This is a genomic window from Pseudomonas sp. LBUM1669 (assembly GCF_059695705.1).
Genome location: NZ_CP166784.1, coordinates 1,672,978 through 1,690,243 on the forward strand (window position 1 = coordinate 1,672,978; position 17,266 = coordinate 1,690,243).

Annotated in this window: 12 protein-coding genes; 11 read left to right on the forward strand and 1 reads right to left on the reverse strand. The window is 60.3% G+C overall.

Translation table 11 applies throughout. The annotated features are described in order from the left end of the window. Positions 1-53: 53 nt before the first annotated feature. A complete protein-coding gene (locus ACA051_RS07790; RefSeq protein WP_497374267.1) occupies positions 54-2,015 on the reverse strand; it encodes an oxidoreductase in 1,962 nt (653 codons plus the stop codon). Between the two features lie 332 nt (positions 2,016-2,347). Here ACA051_RS07790 and ACA051_RS07795 point away from each other — a divergent pair, with 332 nt between their 5' ends. The 11 genes from ACA051_RS07795 to ACA051_RS07845 all read left to right on the forward strand — a co-directional run bounded on the left by ACA051_RS07795 (position 2,348) and on the right by ACA051_RS07845 (position 17,260). Continuing rightward, positions 2,348-3,628, forward strand: coding sequence for an OprD family outer membrane porin (locus tag ACA051_RS07795; RefSeq protein WP_497374269.1), 1,281 nt, complete (start codon positions 2,348-2,350; stop codon positions 3,626-3,628). 65 nt (positions 3,629-3,693) lie between these two features. Beyond that, a complete protein-coding gene (locus ACA051_RS07800; protein WP_497374271.1) occupies positions 3,694-4,971 on the forward strand; it encodes a Xaa-Pro dipeptidase in 1,278 nt (425 codons plus the stop codon). A 103-nt stretch (positions 4,972-5,074) separates the two neighbouring features. Further along, positions 5,075-5,722, forward strand: a complete 648-nt coding sequence (locus ACA051_RS07805) for a TetR family transcriptional regulator C-terminal domain-containing protein (RefSeq protein ID WP_497308947.1) — start codon at positions 5,075-5,077, stop codon at positions 5,720-5,722. Positions 5,723-5,814: 92 nt separating this feature from the next. Next, entirely contained in the window at positions 5,815-6,531 is a 717-nt protein-coding gene (locus ACA051_RS07810) for a response regulator (RefSeq protein ID WP_497374273.1), read from the forward strand. Positions 6,532-6,536: 5 nt separating this feature from the next. Continuing rightward, on the forward strand, positions 6,537-7,310 hold the full coding sequence (locus ACA051_RS07815; protein WP_497374275.1) for a substrate-binding periplasmic protein: 774 nt from the start codon (positions 6,537-6,539) through the stop codon (positions 7,308-7,310). Continuing rightward, on the forward strand, positions 7,307-9,568 hold the full coding sequence (locus ACA051_RS07820) for an ATP-binding protein (RefSeq protein WP_497374277.1): 2,262 nt from the start codon (positions 7,307-7,309) through the stop codon (positions 9,566-9,568). Before ACA051_RS07815 ends, ACA051_RS07820 begins: the two co-directional genes overlap by 4 nt. Before the next feature lie 190 nt (positions 9,569-9,758). Next, positions 9,759-11,171 carry an amino acid permease gene (locus ACA051_RS07825; protein ID WP_497374279.1) on the forward strand — a complete coding sequence of 471 codons (1,413 nt, stop codon included), beginning with the start codon at positions 9,759-9,761 and terminating at the stop codon, positions 11,169-11,171. A 347-nt stretch (positions 11,172-11,518) separates the two neighbouring features. Beyond that, the gene (locus tag ACA051_RS07830; RefSeq protein ID WP_497308955.1) at positions 11,519-12,310 is read left to right on the forward strand and encodes an enoyl-CoA hydratase/isomerase family protein; all 792 of its coding nucleotides are present in this window, start codon (positions 11,519-11,521) and stop codon (positions 12,308-12,310) included. Positions 12,311-12,363: 53 nt separating this feature from the next. Beyond that, entirely contained in the window at positions 12,364-13,524 is a 1,161-nt protein-coding gene (locus ACA051_RS07835) for an acyl-CoA dehydrogenase family protein (protein WP_010462188.1), read from the forward strand. Between the two features lie 18 nt (positions 13,525-13,542). After that, entirely contained in the window at positions 13,543-15,642 is a 2,100-nt protein-coding gene (locus ACA051_RS07840; RefSeq protein WP_497374281.1) for an acetate--CoA ligase family protein, read from the forward strand. Positions 15,643-15,652: 10 nt separating this feature from the next. Further along, the gene (locus ACA051_RS07845) at positions 15,653-17,260 is read left to right on the forward strand and encodes a 5-guanidino-2-oxopentanoate decarboxylase (RefSeq protein WP_497374282.1); all 1,608 of its coding nucleotides are present in this window, start codon (positions 15,653-15,655) and stop codon (positions 17,258-17,260) included. Positions 17,261-17,266: the final 6 nt, after the last annotated feature.

The window sequence follows — 17,266 nt, forward strand, 5'->3', positions numbered from 1 at the left end:
CTCATGGCGTGCTCCAAACCGGGGTGTGTAAAAGCCCCGGAGTATAAACAGCCTTAAAGCTCCCAGGCGACTTTCAAACCCTCGTAGATGGCTTCTTCGGCGGTGCGAGGCGCGAGGCAATCGCCGATGCGACGGAATTCCACCAGGCCTTGCAGCTCGGCGCCGAGGGTATCGACGGGTTGATGGCCCTGGCAGAGCACCAGAGTGTCGATGTTTTCGAAGAGCATCGGTTCGCCGCTGGCGGTGTGTTGCAGGTAGACGGTGTTGTCGTCGCAGCCGTACAGGCGGGCGTAGGGGGTGATCGGGATGCCGAGTTTGTGCAGTTCGCCGGCCAGTTGATCGCGCACATACAGCGGCAGGTTTTCCCCGCAATGGGTGCCGTTGACGGCGAGTTGCACCTGGTGCCCGGCGCGTACCAGTCGTTCGGCGATGCCGGGGCCGATCCAGTCGGCGCGCCAGTCGACGACCACCACGGAACGACCGATTTGCACCTCCTCGCGCAGCACTTGCCAAGCGTCTACGACCTGCAATTCGCCGCCGCGCTCGAAGGCCGGCCAATACGGTTCGGCGCCGGTAGCGACGATCACCATGTCCGGCCGTTCGCGTTCGACCAACGCCCGGTCGACACGGGTGTTGCGCACGACGCGCACCCCGGCCAGTTCCATTTCACGTTGCAGGTTGGTGCTGGCGCCGCCGAACTCGGCACGTCGAGGTAGCAATTGCGCCAGCAAGACCTGGCCGCCGAGTTGCGAGCTGGCTTCGTAGAGGGTCACGTCATGTCCACGCTGGGCGGCCACGGCGGCGGCTTTCATCCCGGCCGGTCCGCCGCCGGCGATCATGATGCGTTTGCGTCGGGCGGCTGGTTGCTGCTGGCCGAAGATCAGTTCACGCCCGGTTTCCGGGTGCTGGATGCAGGAAATCGGCAGGCCTTTGTGGAAGTGGCCGATGCACGCCTGGTTGCAGGCGATGCAGGCGCGCACGTCGTCGACGTGGCCGGTACCGGTTTTGTTAGGCATTTGCGGGTCGCAGATCAGCGCGCGGGTCATGCCGCAGACATCAGCCTGGCCGCGGGCCAGAATCAGTTCAGCTTCTTGTGGCTGGTTGATGCGCCCGGTGACGAACAGCGGAATCGACAACCCGGCCTTGAACGTTCCGGCTTCCTTGGCCAGATAAGCGGCTTCAATCGCCATCGGCGGCACGATGTGCACAGCGCCGCCTAAAGACGCCGAGGTGCCGGCGACGATGTGCACGTAATCCAGAATCAGCTGCAGCGATTGCACGGCGGCCAGGGATTCGTCCTCGGTCAGCCCTTCGGGATCGCGTTCGTCGGCGGAAATGCGCAGGCCGATGATGAAGTGCTCATCAGTGTTGGCGCGCACCGCAGCGATCACTTCACGCAGGAAACGCAGGCGCTGTTCCAGCTCGCCGTTGTAGCCATCGGTGCGACGGTTGACACGCGGGTTGATGAATTGCGCCGGCAGGTAGCCATGGCTGGCGACCACTTCCACACCGTCGATTCCGGCCTGATACAGGCGTCGGGCAGCGGCGCCGTAACCGGCGACGATCTCGTCGATCATCGCTTGATCCAGCGCACGCGGCATCACCCGAAACCGTTCGTTAGGCACCGCCGAAGGCGAGTAAGCGACAGCGAGCAAGCCATCGCTGGATTCCATGATTTCCCGACCCGGATGGAAGATCTGCGACAGCACCACGGTGCCATGCGCATGGCAACGCTCAGCGATCGTTCGATAGCCCTCGATGCAAGCGTCGTCGGTGGCCATCAGCACGTGCGAGGTGTACCGCGCGCTGTCGTGCACGCCGGCCACTTGCAACACAATCAGCCCGACGCCACCTTCGGCTCGTGCGGTGTGGTAGGCGATCAGTTGCTCGTTGACCAGGTTTTCGGTGGGCATCGAGGTGTCGTGACCGCTGGACATGATGCGGTTTTTCAGGCGTTTGCCACGCAGTTGCAAGGGTTCGAACAGGTGCGCGAAGGCAGGGGAAACGGTCGACATGGTGCGATTACTCCAGGCAGGCTGAAGCCGAAAGGCCGGTTTTCGGCATTATTATTTTTCTATAAGAATTTACCTCTAGTAAAAAATCAAATAATTTTTTTACTGGCGTCCTCAAGCGATTCCTCTCTGCATGACTCCCGGGGGACGAGCCTGGGAATGCACGGCAGGGCCTTTGTTTTTTATGTGTCGGCAACATTACATGCTGTTACTCGGCTTACAAATGATCGTCAATTCTATACATTTCAATGCTGTTATTTACGGATTGGCTCTGACTACCATTGGGTTGTACAGGCGTTGCATAAAACAATAATAAACAAGTCCTGAGGCCATCAATGAAGAAGCGTTCCCTGTTGGGTATGTTTGTAGTTTCAATGTCAGCAAGTTCGCTGGAAGCGCAGGCTGCCGATCCTCAAGAAGGCTTTGTCGAGGGTGGGGCAGCCAAAGTACTGGCACGCAATATGTACTTCAATCGAAATTCACTGTCCGATTATCCCGATGCGCGAGGTTGGGGGCAGGGCTTTTTGATGGACTATCAATCCGGTTTTACACAAGGTGAAATCGGATTCGGTATCGATGCAAGTGCCTATACCGCCTACAAACTGGATGGTGGCCGTGGCACGGTGGGGACGGGAATGTTTCCTGCCGAGGGTGAGGGTGAAAGAACAGAGTCATCGACACTCAATGGTTCTGTAAAAATGAAATGGTCAAACACAGTTATCAAGTATGGCGATTTGCGTCCCTATAACCCTGTTTTTGCAACACCCGATTTGCGCCTCATGCCGATGACGACCAGAGGCATTCAGTTGTTAAGCGATGATATCGACAAAGTCAGCATCGATATTGGGCACTTCTATTCCTCCAGGGGTTATACAAGCACGAACCATGACGGTGGTTTCAAGGCCGGTTACGCTGGCGTAGATAGCGGCGATGTCGATTATGCCGGTTTGACCTACCAACCCGTCGAGGAGGGTGGTGTCGGCTTTTATGTGTCTCGTGCGGAAGACTTGTGGCGCCAGTATTACTTCAACGCCAACTACAGCTTTGCTCTGCCCCATGAACAAACACTCGGCTTCGACTTCAATCTTTATCGTTCGCTGGATCAAGGGCAGGCCAATGCCGGTGATATAAATGTCACCGAGTGGTCCTTGGCGACGGCCTATGGGAATGGCCCACACACCGTTACGCTGAGTTATCAAAAAGTGCATGGCAGTGAACCGTTTGATTATTTGATGTCGTCAGACGGCACTTACATGGACTCGATCTATTTGGCGAACTCTTCGCAGTATGGAGACTTCAACGGTCCCGGTGAACAGTCAGTCGGAATTGGCTACGAATATGATTTTGGCTCGACTGGCTATTTACGAACAACGCTGGGGCTTCGGTATATCTATGGGTTTGATATCGACAATGAAAAAGTCGATCCGGACGGGCTGTATGCTTACTTTGCCCATGGGGATAAACAGATCGAACGTGATGTGGATATAAAAACCGTTGTCGAAAGCGGCGCCCTGAAAGATCTGTCCGTGCGAGTGCGTTACGCAGAGCACGCCTTTACCGGTGACAGTGTGAAACAACTGCGGATTATTACCGAATACCCGTTCGATCTCTTCTGAGTCGTTTGCCCTGCGTCCAAAACAAGAGGTTCTACATGAAAAACTTTCCAATAAAGTGTGTTGCATTGGCTATTACGCTGTCGTCGATGGCGTTGTCCGCACAAGCCGGCACGGTGTACATCCATGCCGGCCGCCTGGTGGATGTCGAGCGTGGCAAGGTGCTGACCGATCAACGCATCAAAATTGACGGTGAACGCATCGTTGCCGTGGAACCTTGGAGTGCTCCGCCGGCTGACAGCAAAGTGATTGATTGGTCCGCCAAGACGGTCCTGCCGGGTCTGATCGATATGCACACGCATATCTCCGACTGGGACATGACCAACAACGTGGCTGAGCCGCTCCTGCATTCCCCTCAGGATGTTGCGCTCATGGGCGCGAAACACGCCTATCAAACGTTGCGTGCGGGTTTTACAACCGTGCATGACCTGGGCACTTATCGAGCCTTCACCGACGTCGCACTGCGTGATGCAATCAACGCGAATCGGGTGCTGGGGCCACGGATGAACGTCGTCGGGGCTTACATCACCGTCGCGGGAGGTGGTGGCGAAGTGACCGGATTTGCCCCGGGCGTGGAGATTCCGGCGGATATGCGCGTCGGCGTTTACCGTGATGCCAATGACGCCAAGTTGAAGACCCGTTATCTGTTCCAGCACGGCGTCGATACCATCAAGATGATGGGCACCGGTTCCGTACTGGCCGAAGGTACCGAGCCGGGCCAAATGGAAATGACCGAAGAAGAAATGCGCGCCGTCGTACAGGAGGCCAAGGTTCATAAAAGCTATGCCACCGTTCATGCCCATGGTGCAGAAGGCATCAAGACCGCTATCCGCGCAGGTGTCAGATCCGTTGAACATGCCTCGCTACTGGATGATGAGGGCATCAAGTTGGCGAAAGACAACGGCACTTATCTGGTGATGGATATTTACAACGGTGACTACATCGATGAAGTGGGGCGCAAGGAAAACTGGCCTGAAAGTTACTTGCGCAAGAACACTGAAACAACCGACGTACAGCGCCAGGCATTTCGTAAAGCGGTCAAGGCTGGGGTGAAAATCGCCTACGGCACCGATGCGGGCGTTTATCCGATCGGCACCAATGCCAAACAGTTTGCCTACATGGTGAAGTACGGCATGACCCCGATGCAGGCCATCCAGTCCGCGACGGTCGTTGCCGCTGACCTGCTCAATTGGCAGGCGGACGTCGGTGCCGTCAGTTCGGGTCGATTCGCTGACATGATCGCTGTCGACGGTGATCCGCTCGCAGACATCTCGATCCTTGAAAAAACACCGATCGTGATGAAGGGCGGTGCGATTGTTCCACCTGATGTACTGCCCGATATGTAAAAAGCTTCAACATCTGGAGTAGGCGAGGGTTGTTGCTGTACAGTCGTTCAGCTCGCGAACGGCTCATCCAGAGCTCAACCTTCGCCTCCAGGAACGCCGCCCCATGACTCAGGAAGTCCGATTTTCCAGAATGACGCCGGAGCTGCGCAAAACCAATCTCATCGAGGCCACGCTCGTGTGCCTCAAGCGCGACGGCTTCCAGGGCGCATCAATACGCAAGATTTCCGCCGAGGCCGGTGTCTCGGTCGGTCTGATCAGTCATCACTATTCCGGCAAGGACGAACTGGTCGCCGAGGCCTACCTGGCAGTGACCGGTCGGGTCATGGGGTTGCTGCGCGCCGCCATGGAACAGGCAGCCCCCAATGCCCGCGAGCGTCTGTCAGCGTTCTTCCGCGGCTCGTTTTCCGCTGAACTGCTGGACCCGCAACTGCTCGATGCCTGGCTGGCGTTCTGGGGCGCGGTCAAGACTGCGGAGGCGATCAACCTCGCGCACGAACAATCCTATGGCGAGTATCGCGGCATTTTGCGCAAGGTGCTGACCGAACTGGCGCATGAAGAGGGCTGGGAACACTTCGACGCCGATCTGGCGGCCATCAGCCTCAGTGCTCTGCTCGACGGGTTGTGGCTGGAGTCTGGACTCAACCCCGGAACATTTACCCCTGAGCAGGGCATGCAGATCTGCGAAGCCTGGGTTGATGGTTTACAGGCAGGTGGACGTCAGCGTTTCTGTTTACAGACGACGGGCTGTTGATCGATCGTTCAGCAATGGATACTCTCAGGCGTCGGTGCAGGAAAAAACTCTAATAAGAAACACGCCTACGGGCACACGCAGGACACCATGCGATGACTCCTCGAGTATTGATCGTCGACGACGATCCGTTGATTCGCGAACTGCTGCAGGCTTACTTGAGCCAGGAAGGTTATGAGGTGCATTGCGCCGCGACCGCGGAGCTGGCCGAAACCTTTCTGGCGACCCAGACGGTCGATCTGGTAATGCTCGATATCCGCTTGCCCGGCAAGGACGGGCTGACCCTGACCCGGGAGCTGCGGGTCCGCTCGGAAGTCGGGATCATTCTGATCACCGGGCGCAACGATGAAATCGATCGTATCGTCGGCCTCGAATGCGGTGCCGATGACTACGTGATCAAACCCCTCAACCCACGCGAGCTGGTGTCCCGGGCGAAAAACCTGATACGCCGGGTTCGTCACGCGCAGGTGCCCCAGGCGGTTGCAGCCATCGCAAAACCGGTCAAACAATTCGCCGGCTGGGCGCTGGACACCGATCGCCGACGGCTGATCGACCCCTCTGGCAGCGAAACCCTGCTGACCCACGGCGAATACCAGTTGCTCAGCGTGTTCCTGCGCAACAGCGGCCATACCTTGAGCCGCGATCAGCTGATGGACCACATCCGCAACCGCGAGTGGGTGCCCAATGATCGTTCCATCGACGTGCTCGTCGGACGTCTGCGACGCAAGTTGCACGACGACCCGGCCGAGCCGCAGTTGATCATCACCATCCACGGCGCCGGGTACCTGTTCACTGCCAGCGTGGCGGCCTGACTTTTATGTGGCGGCTGTTTGCGCTGCTGCTGGGGGTGGTCGCCCACAGCACGATGGCGGCGGAAAAGATTCGCTACTGCGACTATCCGGTCTACCCGCCAATCTCCTGGAGTGACGGCAAGCAGGTGCGCGGCCTGGCGCCGAGCGTGGTGAAAAACCTCTTCGAAAAACTGGGCTATGAAGTCGACATCGTCGTGCTCGGCAACTGGAAACGCTGCCTGCTCGACGCCGCTGAAGGCCGGGTCGATGTGGTGTTGGCCTACAACACCGTGCAACGCGAGCAGAGCATGATGTTTTCCACGGTGCCGGTGCTGCGTGAAGAGGTCGCACTGTTCATCAACCGCCAGCGTCCGGTGAAATTCGAGCGTCTGGAGGACTTGGCCCATTACCGTGGCGGGCTGTTGTTCGGTGAAAGTTTCGGCGTGGAATTCGACCGCTTGGTTGCTCGGTACCAGAACATCGAATGGGTCTCTGACAGCCGCCAGAATTTCGGCAAATTAATTCGCGGGCGCATCGACTTCATCACTTCGGAGCGACGCACCGGCGAGCTTTACGTCGAGAATCTGCCGGGCGCGCAAGACATCGTCGCACTGCCGACCTCCTTGAGCGTGGACTACCTGCGGATTGCGGTATCACGCCATTCTCCGCTGGCCAGCCGCATGCCGGACATCGATGCGCAACTCAAGCGCATGGTCGATGCCGGAGAGGTCGAGCGATTGCTCGACGAAAGCGAAGTCACGTACCGCGACATGATCAACCTGCCGGCGAATTCAAAATGATCGGCGCACGGCCCGGCGGGCTGCTGCGGCGTCTGCTGCTGTTCATTCTGTTGTTCAGCCTGTGCTTCACCGTGCTGGCGAGCACCGTGCAGTTGTACTTCGAATACCGCCGCGAGATGCGCGAGATCGATTCGCGCATGGCGTTGATTCGCGCCGGTTATCTGGCCAGTCTGGAGCGCAGTCTCTGGGATTTGAACCAGGAACAATTGAATGTGCAGTTACGCGGCCTCGTGGATTTCTCCGACGTGGCGCAGGTGCATCTGATCAGCCCTGATTTCGATCTGCTGCATGGCAACGCGGAGCCGCTCGGGCCGTTGCGCATTGAGCGTTTTCAATTGGACTATCAACCGCCGTCCGGGCCGTTGCGGCATCTGGGGCAGTTGGAAGTCAGCACCGATCTGGGCGCCGTGCATCAACGTCTGTACGCCACCGGTTTGACCAGCCTGCTATGGATGAGCGTGTTTTTATGCGGGCTGGCGGTGGCGCTGTCGGGGTTGTTTTACCGCTTGGTCACGCGGCACTTGCAAGTCATGGCCGAGTTCGCCCGGCGCGTTGCAGCCGGTGATTGGCACGACCCCTTGCAGTTAGACAAGCGCCGTAGCGCTGATGAGGACGAAATCGACACCGTGGCCTATGCGCTGGACGACATGCGTCGGGCGATCCTAAGTGACATTGACCGCCGGGAAACTGATCGACTGGCCCTGCAAGACAACCGCGATGAACTGTTCCGAATGGTCGAGCGCCGCACCGCCAGCCTGATGCGTGCCAAGGATGAAGCCGAAGCGGCCAACCTCGCGAAATCACGATTCCTGGCGACCATGAGCCACGAACTGCGCACGCCGCTCAACGGCATCCTTGGCATGGCCGAATTGCTGCGTGACGCCCACCTGGATGAGCGCAACGGAAAACGTCTGGATGCGTTGTACAAGGCGGGCGAAGGGTTGTTGTCGATTCTTAACGAAGTGCTGTATTTCGCGCGGCTGGAGGAGGGCGTCAGCCACCCGGAACCCGTCGATTTTTCGCTCCGACAGTTGCTGGATGAGGTGCTGACGCTGCTGGAACCGCGGGCGTTGAGCAACGACTCGACGCTGCACTGCCGGATGGATCCGCAGGTCGCTGATCGTCACCACGGCGCCGAACAATTCTTGCGTCAGGTGTTGAGCAATTTGCTGGCCAACGCGATCAAGTTCACCGAGGGTGGAGAGGTCAGAGTTGAGGTCGTGCTGCTGGCTCCCGACCCGCAACAGACCGGGCAACGGCTGCGCGTGAGCGTGACGGACAACGGCATTGGCATTGCGCCGGCGGTGCAGGAAAAGATTTTCGAGCGCTTCACTCAGGCCAGTGAGGAGGTGGCGCAGCGCTTCGGCGGAACCGGTCTCGGATTGGCCATTTGCAAACATCTGGTGGAGCAGTTGGGCGGGCAGATCGGTGTTGACAGTCAGGTCGGGCAGGGCAGCTGTTTCTGGTTCGAAGTGACGTTGCAACCGTCGACCGGCATCACCGATGTGGCGTCCAGCAGCGAACCCGGCAGGCCGCTGAAGATTCTGGTGGTCGAGGACGTGGCGCTGAACCGTGAAGTGGTCAGCGGCTTGCTGCAACGGGACGGGCATCAGGTCTGGCTCGCTGAAGACGGCGAACAAGCGCTGATGCAATGCGCCGGGCAGGCGTTCGATTTGATCCTGCTCGACGTTCACCTGCCGGGCATCAGCGGCGTCGAGTTGTGCACGCTGATACGCCGCACCGAAGGCCCGAACCGCCAAAACCGCATCTTCGCCCTGACCGCCAGTGTGCAACCGGCGCTGGTGCGCGGTTATCTGGATGCCGGGATGGACGGCATCCTCGCCAAACCGCTGAAGCTCGACAATCTGCGTCAGGCCCTGGCCGGGCATTCACCAATACCCGCGCCGCAACCTGTTGACGAGACGATGGATTGGCCGCTGCTGGACACTCACCGCACCTTGCTCGGCGAACAGAAACTCCAGGGATTGCTGGCGGTGTTGCGCGACTCGATCAGTCAGCATCGCGAAGCGCTTACCGAAGCGATCGAGGCCGACGACTGCACCGAAGTCGCTCACCTGGCGCATCGCCTGGCCGGCAGCAGCGACTCATTGGGCTTCCGTGCGTTGGCCACTGTTTTACGCGCGCTGGAAGAGGCCGCGCTGGTCAACGACGAATCAAGGTTGCGCGCATTGGCGCCGCAGGTTCATGCGCAATTGCAGCAGTCGCAACAGACGCTGACCGACCTGCTGCACCCCTGACGTACAAGTTTGTTACGACTTTTCACAACTTCGAGCTTTAAGGTCAACGCGAGCTTACATGGTCTTCCAATAATCGAGACAACCGCCCCAGCGCGGTATTCGAAGCTTATTGGAGATAATAATAATGAACTGCCGTAAAGCTCATCCATCCTTGCGCCACGCGCACCTTGCTGATTATTGAGGTGCCGATATGAGCGAAGCTACCGAACGCAAAGGCATCCATCTGACCCGCGCCCTGAAGAGCCGGCACATTTTCATGTTGTCCCTGGGCGGCGTGATTGGCACCGGGCTGTTTATGGGCTCTGGCTTGACGATCAATCAGGGCGGGCCGGTGGGGGCGATTCTGGCCTACCTGGTCGCCGGTTTCCTGATGTACCTGGTGATGGTGTGCCTGGGCGAACTGTCCGTGCACATGCCGGTTTCCGGCTCTTTTCAAACCCACGCGACCCAATACATCGGGCCGGCCACCGGGTTTATGATCGGCTGGGTGTACTGGATGAGTTGGGCGACCACTGTGGGCCTGGAGTTCACGGCGGCAGGCATGCTGATGGAACGCTGGTTTCCAACCATTCCAATCTGGTACTGGTCGGCGCTGTTCGTGGTGGTGCTGTTCGGCCTGAATGCGTTGGCGACACGCGCTTTTGGTGAAGCGGAATACTGGTTCTCCGGGATCAAGGTCGCGGCGATTCTCGGCTTTATCGTGGTCGGCGTGCTGGTGATTTTCGGCGCCATCCCGCTGTCCAGCGGCGCCCCGGCACCGATGATGACCAACCTGATCGGCGACTCGCTGTTCCCCAACGGTTTGTCGGCGGTGTTCGCAGTGATGATGACTGTGGTCTATGCCTTCCAGGGCTGCGAGATCATGGGCGTGGCCGCTGGCGAAACCGACCAGCCGGAAAAAAGCATCCCGCGCGCCGTGCGCAACGTGGTGTTTCGCGTGTTGATTTTCTATGTGCTGGCGATCGTGGTGCTGTCGGCGATCGTGCCGTGGCAGCAGGCCGGGTTGATGGAAAGTCCGTTCGTGCAGGTGTTCGACATGGTCGGCATTCCTTATGCGGCTGACTTGATGAACTTTGTGATTCTTACGGCGATTTTGTCGGTGGGCAACTCGGGCCTGTATGCCTCGACGCGCACTCTGTGGGCGATGTCCAAGACCGGCATGGCGCCGAAAAGCCTGTCGCCGTTGAGCAAGCGCGGCGTGCCGTTGCGGGCGCTGAGCATCACCTTGTGCTTCGCGCTGGTGTCGTTGATGACCAGTTTCGTCGCGGCCGACACGCTGTTCATGGTGCTGATGGCGGTGAGCGGTATGTCGGGCACGGTGACCTGGATCGTGATCGCACTGGCGCAGTACAAATTCCGCAAGGCTTACCTGCGCGATGGCGGCAAGCTCAGCGACCTGAAATACCGCGCGCCGTGGTTTCCGCTGTTGCCGCTGACGTGCATCGCGTTGTGCTGTTCGCTGTTCGTGTTCCTGGCATTGGATGAGACGCAACGTCCTTCGCTGTATTGGGGCTTCGGGTTTATCGCGGTGTGCTACGCCGCGTATTTCCTGACTCAACGCAAGCGCCAGGCGGCGCTGGCACCGAGCTTGCCGACGGCGTAACCGCACACACCAAGACAAAACCATGTGGGAGCGAGCCTGCTCGCGATGACGGTGGATCGGTCAACAGAGATGTTGAACCGGATTCCGTCATCGCGAGCAGGCTCACTCCCACAGTTGTTTGCGGCGGGCTGTAAATCGGCGATGCGGCACGCATTTGTTCAAAGTTGTAACAGCGCGGTCGGCGAAAGGTCGGTAGCCACTAATTAATTAAATAAAATCAACTACTTATTAAGTGAATGGCGTTGTTACAGCCTATTTTCTTGCCAATTGCCGTCTTACTGAACACTCGTTTAGTATGGCCTCAAGTCGCATCACCTCACGCCAAACACAATAATTCGAGGATTCGCATGACTACTCACATTTCTCTGCTCTGCCAGGTAAAAGCAGGCGTGGCCTGGATCACCCTCGATCGCCCCGCTCAGCGCAATGCGCTGGACATTCCGACCCTGAAAAACCTGCACGCCTTGCTCGACGAGTACAACGCCGATCCCGCCGTTCGAGTCGTGGTGCTGACCGGTAGCGGCCGCAGTTTCTGCTCCGGCGCGGACCTCGCCGAGTGGGCCGAAGCCGAAGCCCGTGGCGCCCTCGAAAGCTACGGCTGGACCGAAACCGCCCACGCACTGATGAGCCGTTTGTACAGCCTGGAAAAACCGACCATCGCCGCCATCAACGGCACGGCCGTCGGCGCCGGGATGGACCTGACGCTGTGTTGCGATCTGCGCATCGCCGCGCAATCGGCGCGCTTCAAGGCTGGCTACACCAGCATGGCCTACTCGCCGGATGCCGGTGCCAGCTGGCATCTGCCGCGCCTGATCGGCACTGAACAAGCCAAGCGCCTGCTGTTCCTCGACGAGTTGTGGGGGGCTGATCGTGCCTTGGCCGCCGGTCTCGTTGGTGAAGTTTGCGCCGATGATCAACTGCACGATGTGACCACTGAATTGGCCACGCGCCTGGCCAACGGTCCGACGTTCGCTTTCGCCCAGACCAAAAAACTCATGCGCGAAGGCGCCCAGCGCAGCCTGCCGGAGCAACTGCAAGCCGAGCTCGCCGCCGGCCTGCTTTGCGGTCGCAGCAAAGACGGCGCCGAAGCCTTGCGCGCCGCCATCGAAAAACGCCCGGCACACTTCAGCGGCCAATAGGCCCGATGACTGGCCTCGTACACCTACTCAGCACATGAACAACAGGTAGCCCCATGAATTTCCAACTGACCCAAGAACAAGACATGTTGGTGGACGCGGTACGCAGCTTTGTCGCCAAGGAACTGCTGCCTCATGAGGAAGCGGTCGACCGCGCCGACGAAGTCTCCCCGGAGCTGGCGGCACAGATCCGTGGCAAGGCGATTGCGGCGGGTTTCTATGCCTTCAACATGCCGGAAGAAGTGGGCGGTGGCGGCCTCGATTACTTGTCCCAGGCGCTGATCGAGCGTGAACTGTCCAAGGTTTCATGGGCGCTGCATGTGTTCGTCGCGCGGCCTTCGAAAATCCTCATGGCCTGCACCGGCGAGCAGATAAACGACTACCTGCTGCCGTGCATCCAGGGCGAGAAGATCGATTGCTTCGCGCTGACCGAGCCGGGTGCCGGTTCTGACGCCAACGCGATCAAGACCCGCGCCGTGCGCGATGGCGATGACTTCATTCTCAATGGCAGCAAGCACTTCATCAGCCACGCCGGCCACGCCGATTTCGCCATCGTTTTCGCCGTCACCGACACCTACGAACACAACGGCAAACAGCGCAACGCCGTGACCTCGTTCCTAGTCGACCGCGACACGCCGGGCATGACCATTCGCCGTGGTCCCAAGTGCGTGAGCAACCGCGGTTACCACACCTTTGAAATGTTCTTCGACGACTGCCGCGTCCCCGCCAACAAAGTGTTGGGCGAAGTCGGCAAGGGTTGGGACGTGGCCAACGCCTGGCTCACCGCCGGGCGGGTGATGGTCGCCGCCAACTGCGTCGGCCAGGCGCAACGCGCGCTCGATGTGTCGCTGCAATGGGCCGCGGACCGCAAGCAATTCGGCCAGCCGATCGGCACCTATCAGGGCATCTCGTTCAAGCTCGCCGACATGGTCACGCAGATCCGCGCCGCCGAGCTGCTGACCTTGCACACCGCCTGGAAAATGGACCAGGGCACCATGACCGACGGCGAGGCCGGCATGGCCAAGCTGTTCGCCAGTGAAGTGCTCGGCAAGGTCGCCGATGAGGCGGTGCAGATCTTTGGCGGCATGGGCCTGATGGACGAATGCCCGGTGGAACGCATCTGGCGCAACGCGCGGATCGAGCGCGTCTGGGAAGGCACCTCGGAGATCCAGCGCCACATCATTTCCCGCGAATTGCTGCGGCCACTGTTGCGCTGACCGGCCCGGAGAATTGCTATGTCGCAAACGATTCGTGACAACCTCAAACGCTTGCTCGCACCGCGCCACCTGGCGTTTATCGGTGGCCGCAGCATGGCCCGCGCGCTCAAGCGCTGCGCCGACGGCGGTTACCTTGGCGAGATGTGGCTGGTCAATCCGCAGCACGATAGCCTTGAAGGCGTGCCGTGTGTGCGCAGCATTGCCGAACTGCCGTGCGGCCCGGACGCGGTGTTCATCGCGACCAACCGTGAGCTGACCCTGACCTGCGTTGCCGAACTGGCCGACAAGGGCGCAGGCGGTGCGATCTGCTACGCCTCCGGGTTCGCCGAAACCGGTGCCGAGGGCCAGGCCTTGCAGCAACAATTGCTGAAAGCCGCCGGCAACATGGCCTTGCTCGGCCCCAACTGCTACGGCCTGCTCGACTACCTGCACAGCTCCGCGCTGTGGCCGGTGGCGCATGGCGGCAAACCGGTGGAGAAGGGCGTCGCCGTCCTGACCCAAAGCGGCAACTTTGCCTACAACGTGTCCATGAGCGACCGCTCGCTGCCCATCGCCTACATGGCGTCGGTCGGCAATCAGGCGCAACTGGGCGTCGCTGAATTGATGGACGTGTTGCTCGATGAGCCGCGCGTCACAGCCATCGGCTTGCACCTCGAAGGCCTGAAAAACGTCCCGGGTTTCGCCCGCGCCGCGCACAAGGCACTGGAGAAGGGCATTCCGATCATCGCCCTGAAAACCGGCGTGTCGCAGATCGGTGCCGAACTGGCGCTGAGTCACACCAGCTCGCTATCCGGTTCCGATGCGCTGTACGACAGTCTGTTTGAGCGCCTCGGCGTGATCCGCGTCAGTGGCCCGGTGAGTTTTGTCGAAACCCTGAAAGCGGCGGCGTGCGGCAAGTTGCCGGCGGGCAACAGCCTGATTGCGCTGGCCTGTTCGGGAGGCGACGCCGGGCTGATTGCCGACTACGCCGAGCGCAACGACTTGAATCTGCCCAAACTCGATGAAGGCCAGATCGGAGAACTGGCGCAGGTGCTGCCAACCTACGCCAACCTGGTCAATCCGCTGGATTTCACCACGGCGATCTGGGGCGACGGCGAAGCCTTGAACCGCATGCTCGACAGCGCCCTGCGCACCGAAGCCGATGCGGCGATGCTGGTGCTCGATTTCCCGGCGGAATTTACCGGCGAACGCAAGGAATGCGACCTGCTGCTGGAGCTGTACTGCGCTGCCCTGATCCGCCACGGCAAGACCGGTTTTGTCACTTCGGCCTTCCCTGAATTGCTGCCGCCCCACGCTCGCGAACGTCTGCACGCCCAAGGCGTGGCGGCGTTGCAAGGGGTGGAAGACGGGCTGGCGGCGTGGGGCCGAATCGCGGGCTATCAACGCAACCGTCAGGCGTTGCTGGCGCTCGGTGAGTCGGCGCTGGTGCCGCACTGCCCGCAGGCGCTGGAAGGCGAAGGTCGCTTGCTCAATGAATGGGATTCCAAAAAAGCGTTGCGCGCCTTCGGCCTGCAGACGCCCAACGGCGTGTTGAGCACCCCGGACAAGGCGTTGAGCGACGCCAACGCGCTGGGTTATCCGTTGGTATTGAAAGCGGTCAGTGCCCAACTGCCGCACAAAACCGAAGCCGGCGCCGTGGCGTTGAACCTCAAGGATGCCGCCGCCCTGAGCGCAGCACTGGAAAAAATGCGCGCGAGCATTGCCGATTACGCGCCGCAGGTGCCATTCGATCAGGTGCTGCTGGAACCGATGGCCAAACCGCCGTTGGCCGAATTGATCGTCGGCATCAAACGCGAAAACGACTTCGGCCTGGCCTTGGTCATCGGCGCGGGCGGGATTCTGGTGGAGTTGCTCAAGGACAGTCGCAGCCTGTTGCTGCCGACCACCAATGGCGCGATTCGCCAAGCGTTGTTGAGCCTGCGCAGCGCGGCGTTGCTGCAAGGTTTTCGCGGTCGCGAAGCGGCGGATCTGGACGCCCTGGTGGCGGCGATTCGTGCAGTGGCGGATTACGCCTGCGAGAACGCCGGGCAGTTGCTGGAACTCGATGTGAACCCATTGTTGGTCGGTGCCGATGGCACGACTGCGGTCGATGCGTTGATTCGCCTCGGCCACGAGTGAGGAAGTAAACATGCAAAGCACAACATTGACCGGCGGCCAGGCCCTGGTACGTCTGCTGGCCAACTACGGCGTCGACACCGTGTTCGGAATCCCCGGCGTACACACGCTGGAGTTGTACCGTGGCCTGCCCGGCAGCGGCATTCGCCATGTGCTGACGCGCCACGAGCAAGGCGCCAGTTTCATGGCCGACGGCTACGCGCGGGTCAGCGGCAAACCGGGCGTGTGCTTCATCATCACCGGGCCGGGCGTGACCAATGCCGCGACCGGTATCGGCCAGGCCTACGCCGACTCAATTCCGATGCTGGTGATTTCCAGCGTCAACCACACCGCCAGTCTCGGCAAAGGTTGGGGTTGCCTGCACGAAACCCAGGACCAGCGCGCAATCACCGCGCCGATCACCGCGTTCTCGGCGGTGGCGCTCAGCGCCGAAGACCTGCCCGAGTTGATCGCTCGTGCCTATGCGGTGTTTGACAGTGAACGCCCGCGCCCGGTGCACATCTCCGTGCCGCTCGACGTGTTGTCGGCAAAAGTCAGCCGCGACTGGAGCAATGACGTGGTGCGTCGTCCAAGCCGTGGCGCCGCTTCAACTACTGCGTTGGATGAAGCCGTCGCCAAACTGCAAAGCGCCGAACGTCCGATGATCATTGCCGGTGGCGGTGCGCTGAATGCGCAGCAAGAACTGCAAGCCATCAGCACCCGACTCGCCGCGCCACTGTTCACCAGCGTTGCCGGCAAAGGCCTGTTGCCGCCGGATGCACCGCTCAACGCCGGCTCGACCCTGTGTGTGGAACCCGGCTGGCAGTTGATCGCCGAGGCGGACGTGGTGCTGGCCGTCGGCACCGAAATGGCCGACACCGATTTCTGGTGCGAGCGTCTGCCGCTGAATGCCGAACTGCTGCGCGTGGACATCGACTCGCGCAAGTTCAACGATTTCTACCCGTGCGCGGTGGCGCTGCAAGGCGATGCGCAACACACCCTCGCCGCGTTGCTGGAACGTCTGTCTCCCGCCAACCGCGATGCCAGTGCAGCGATCGCGTCCGTCGCAGCACTGCGTGAGGCGGTGCAAAACAGCCACGGTCCATTGCAGTCGATCCATCAAGCGATTCTCGAACGTATCGCTGCGGAGCTGCCGGACGATGCCTTCATCAGCACCGACATGACCCAACTGGCCTACACCGGCAACTACGCCTTCAACAGCCTGGCGCCACGCAGCTGGTTGCATCCGACCGGCTACGGCACGCTGGGTTATGGCTTGCCGGCGGGCATTGGCGCCAAGTTCGGCGCGCCGCAGCGGCCGGGGCTGGTGCTGGTTGGCGACGGCGGTTTTCTCTACACCGCGCAAGAACTGGCCACCGCCGTCGAAGAACTGGACAGCCCGCTGGTGGTGTTGCTCTGGAACAACGATGCGCTGGGGCAGATCCGAGACGACATGCTCGGGCTGGATATCGAGCCGATTGGCGTGCTGCCGCGCAACCCGGACTTTGCCTCCCTTGGCCGCGCGTTCGGTTGCACAGTGACCGAGCCGCAAAGCCTGGCCGAGTTGCAAACCGACTTGCGCCACGGCTTCAAGCGCAACGGCGTGACCCTGATCGAACTCAAGCATGCGTGCGCGCTCTGACTCCAT

Coding starts and splice junctions, on each gene's coding strand:
- ACA051_RS07840 (WP_497374281.1), top strand. CDS start 13,543: ATGTCGCAAACGATTCGTGACAACCTCAAACGCTTGCTCGCACCGCGC.
- ACA051_RS07805 (WP_497308947.1), top strand. CDS start 5,075: ATGACTCAGGAAGTCCGATTTTCCAGAATGACGCCGGAGCTGCGCAAA.
- ACA051_RS07810 (WP_497374273.1), top strand. CDS start 5,815: ATGACTCCTCGAGTATTGATCGTCGACGACGATCCGTTGATTCGCGAA.
- ACA051_RS07825 (WP_497374279.1), top strand. CDS start 9,759: ATGAGCGAAGCTACCGAACGCAAAGGCATCCATCTGACCCGCGCCCTG.
- ACA051_RS07790 (WP_497374267.1), bottom strand. CDS start 2,015: ATGTCGACCGTTTCCCCTGCCTTCGCGCACCTGTTCGAACCCTTGCAA.
- ACA051_RS07835 (WP_010462188.1), top strand. CDS start 12,364: ATGAATTTCCAACTGACCCAAGAACAAGACATGTTGGTGGACGCGGTA.
- ACA051_RS07815 (WP_497374275.1), top strand. CDS start 6,537: ATGTGGCGGCTGTTTGCGCTGCTGCTGGGGGTGGTCGCCCACAGCACG.
- ACA051_RS07820 (WP_497374277.1), top strand. CDS start 7,307: ATGATCGGCGCACGGCCCGGCGGGCTGCTGCGGCGTCTGCTGCTGTTC.
- ACA051_RS07845 (WP_497374282.1), top strand. CDS start 15,653: ATGCAAAGCACAACATTGACCGGCGGCCAGGCCCTGGTACGTCTGCTG.
- ACA051_RS07795 (WP_497374269.1), top strand. CDS start 2,348: ATGAAGAAGCGTTCCCTGTTGGGTATGTTTGTAGTTTCAATGTCAGCA.
- ACA051_RS07830 (WP_497308955.1), top strand. CDS start 11,519: ATGACTACTCACATTTCTCTGCTCTGCCAGGTAAAAGCAGGCGTGGCC.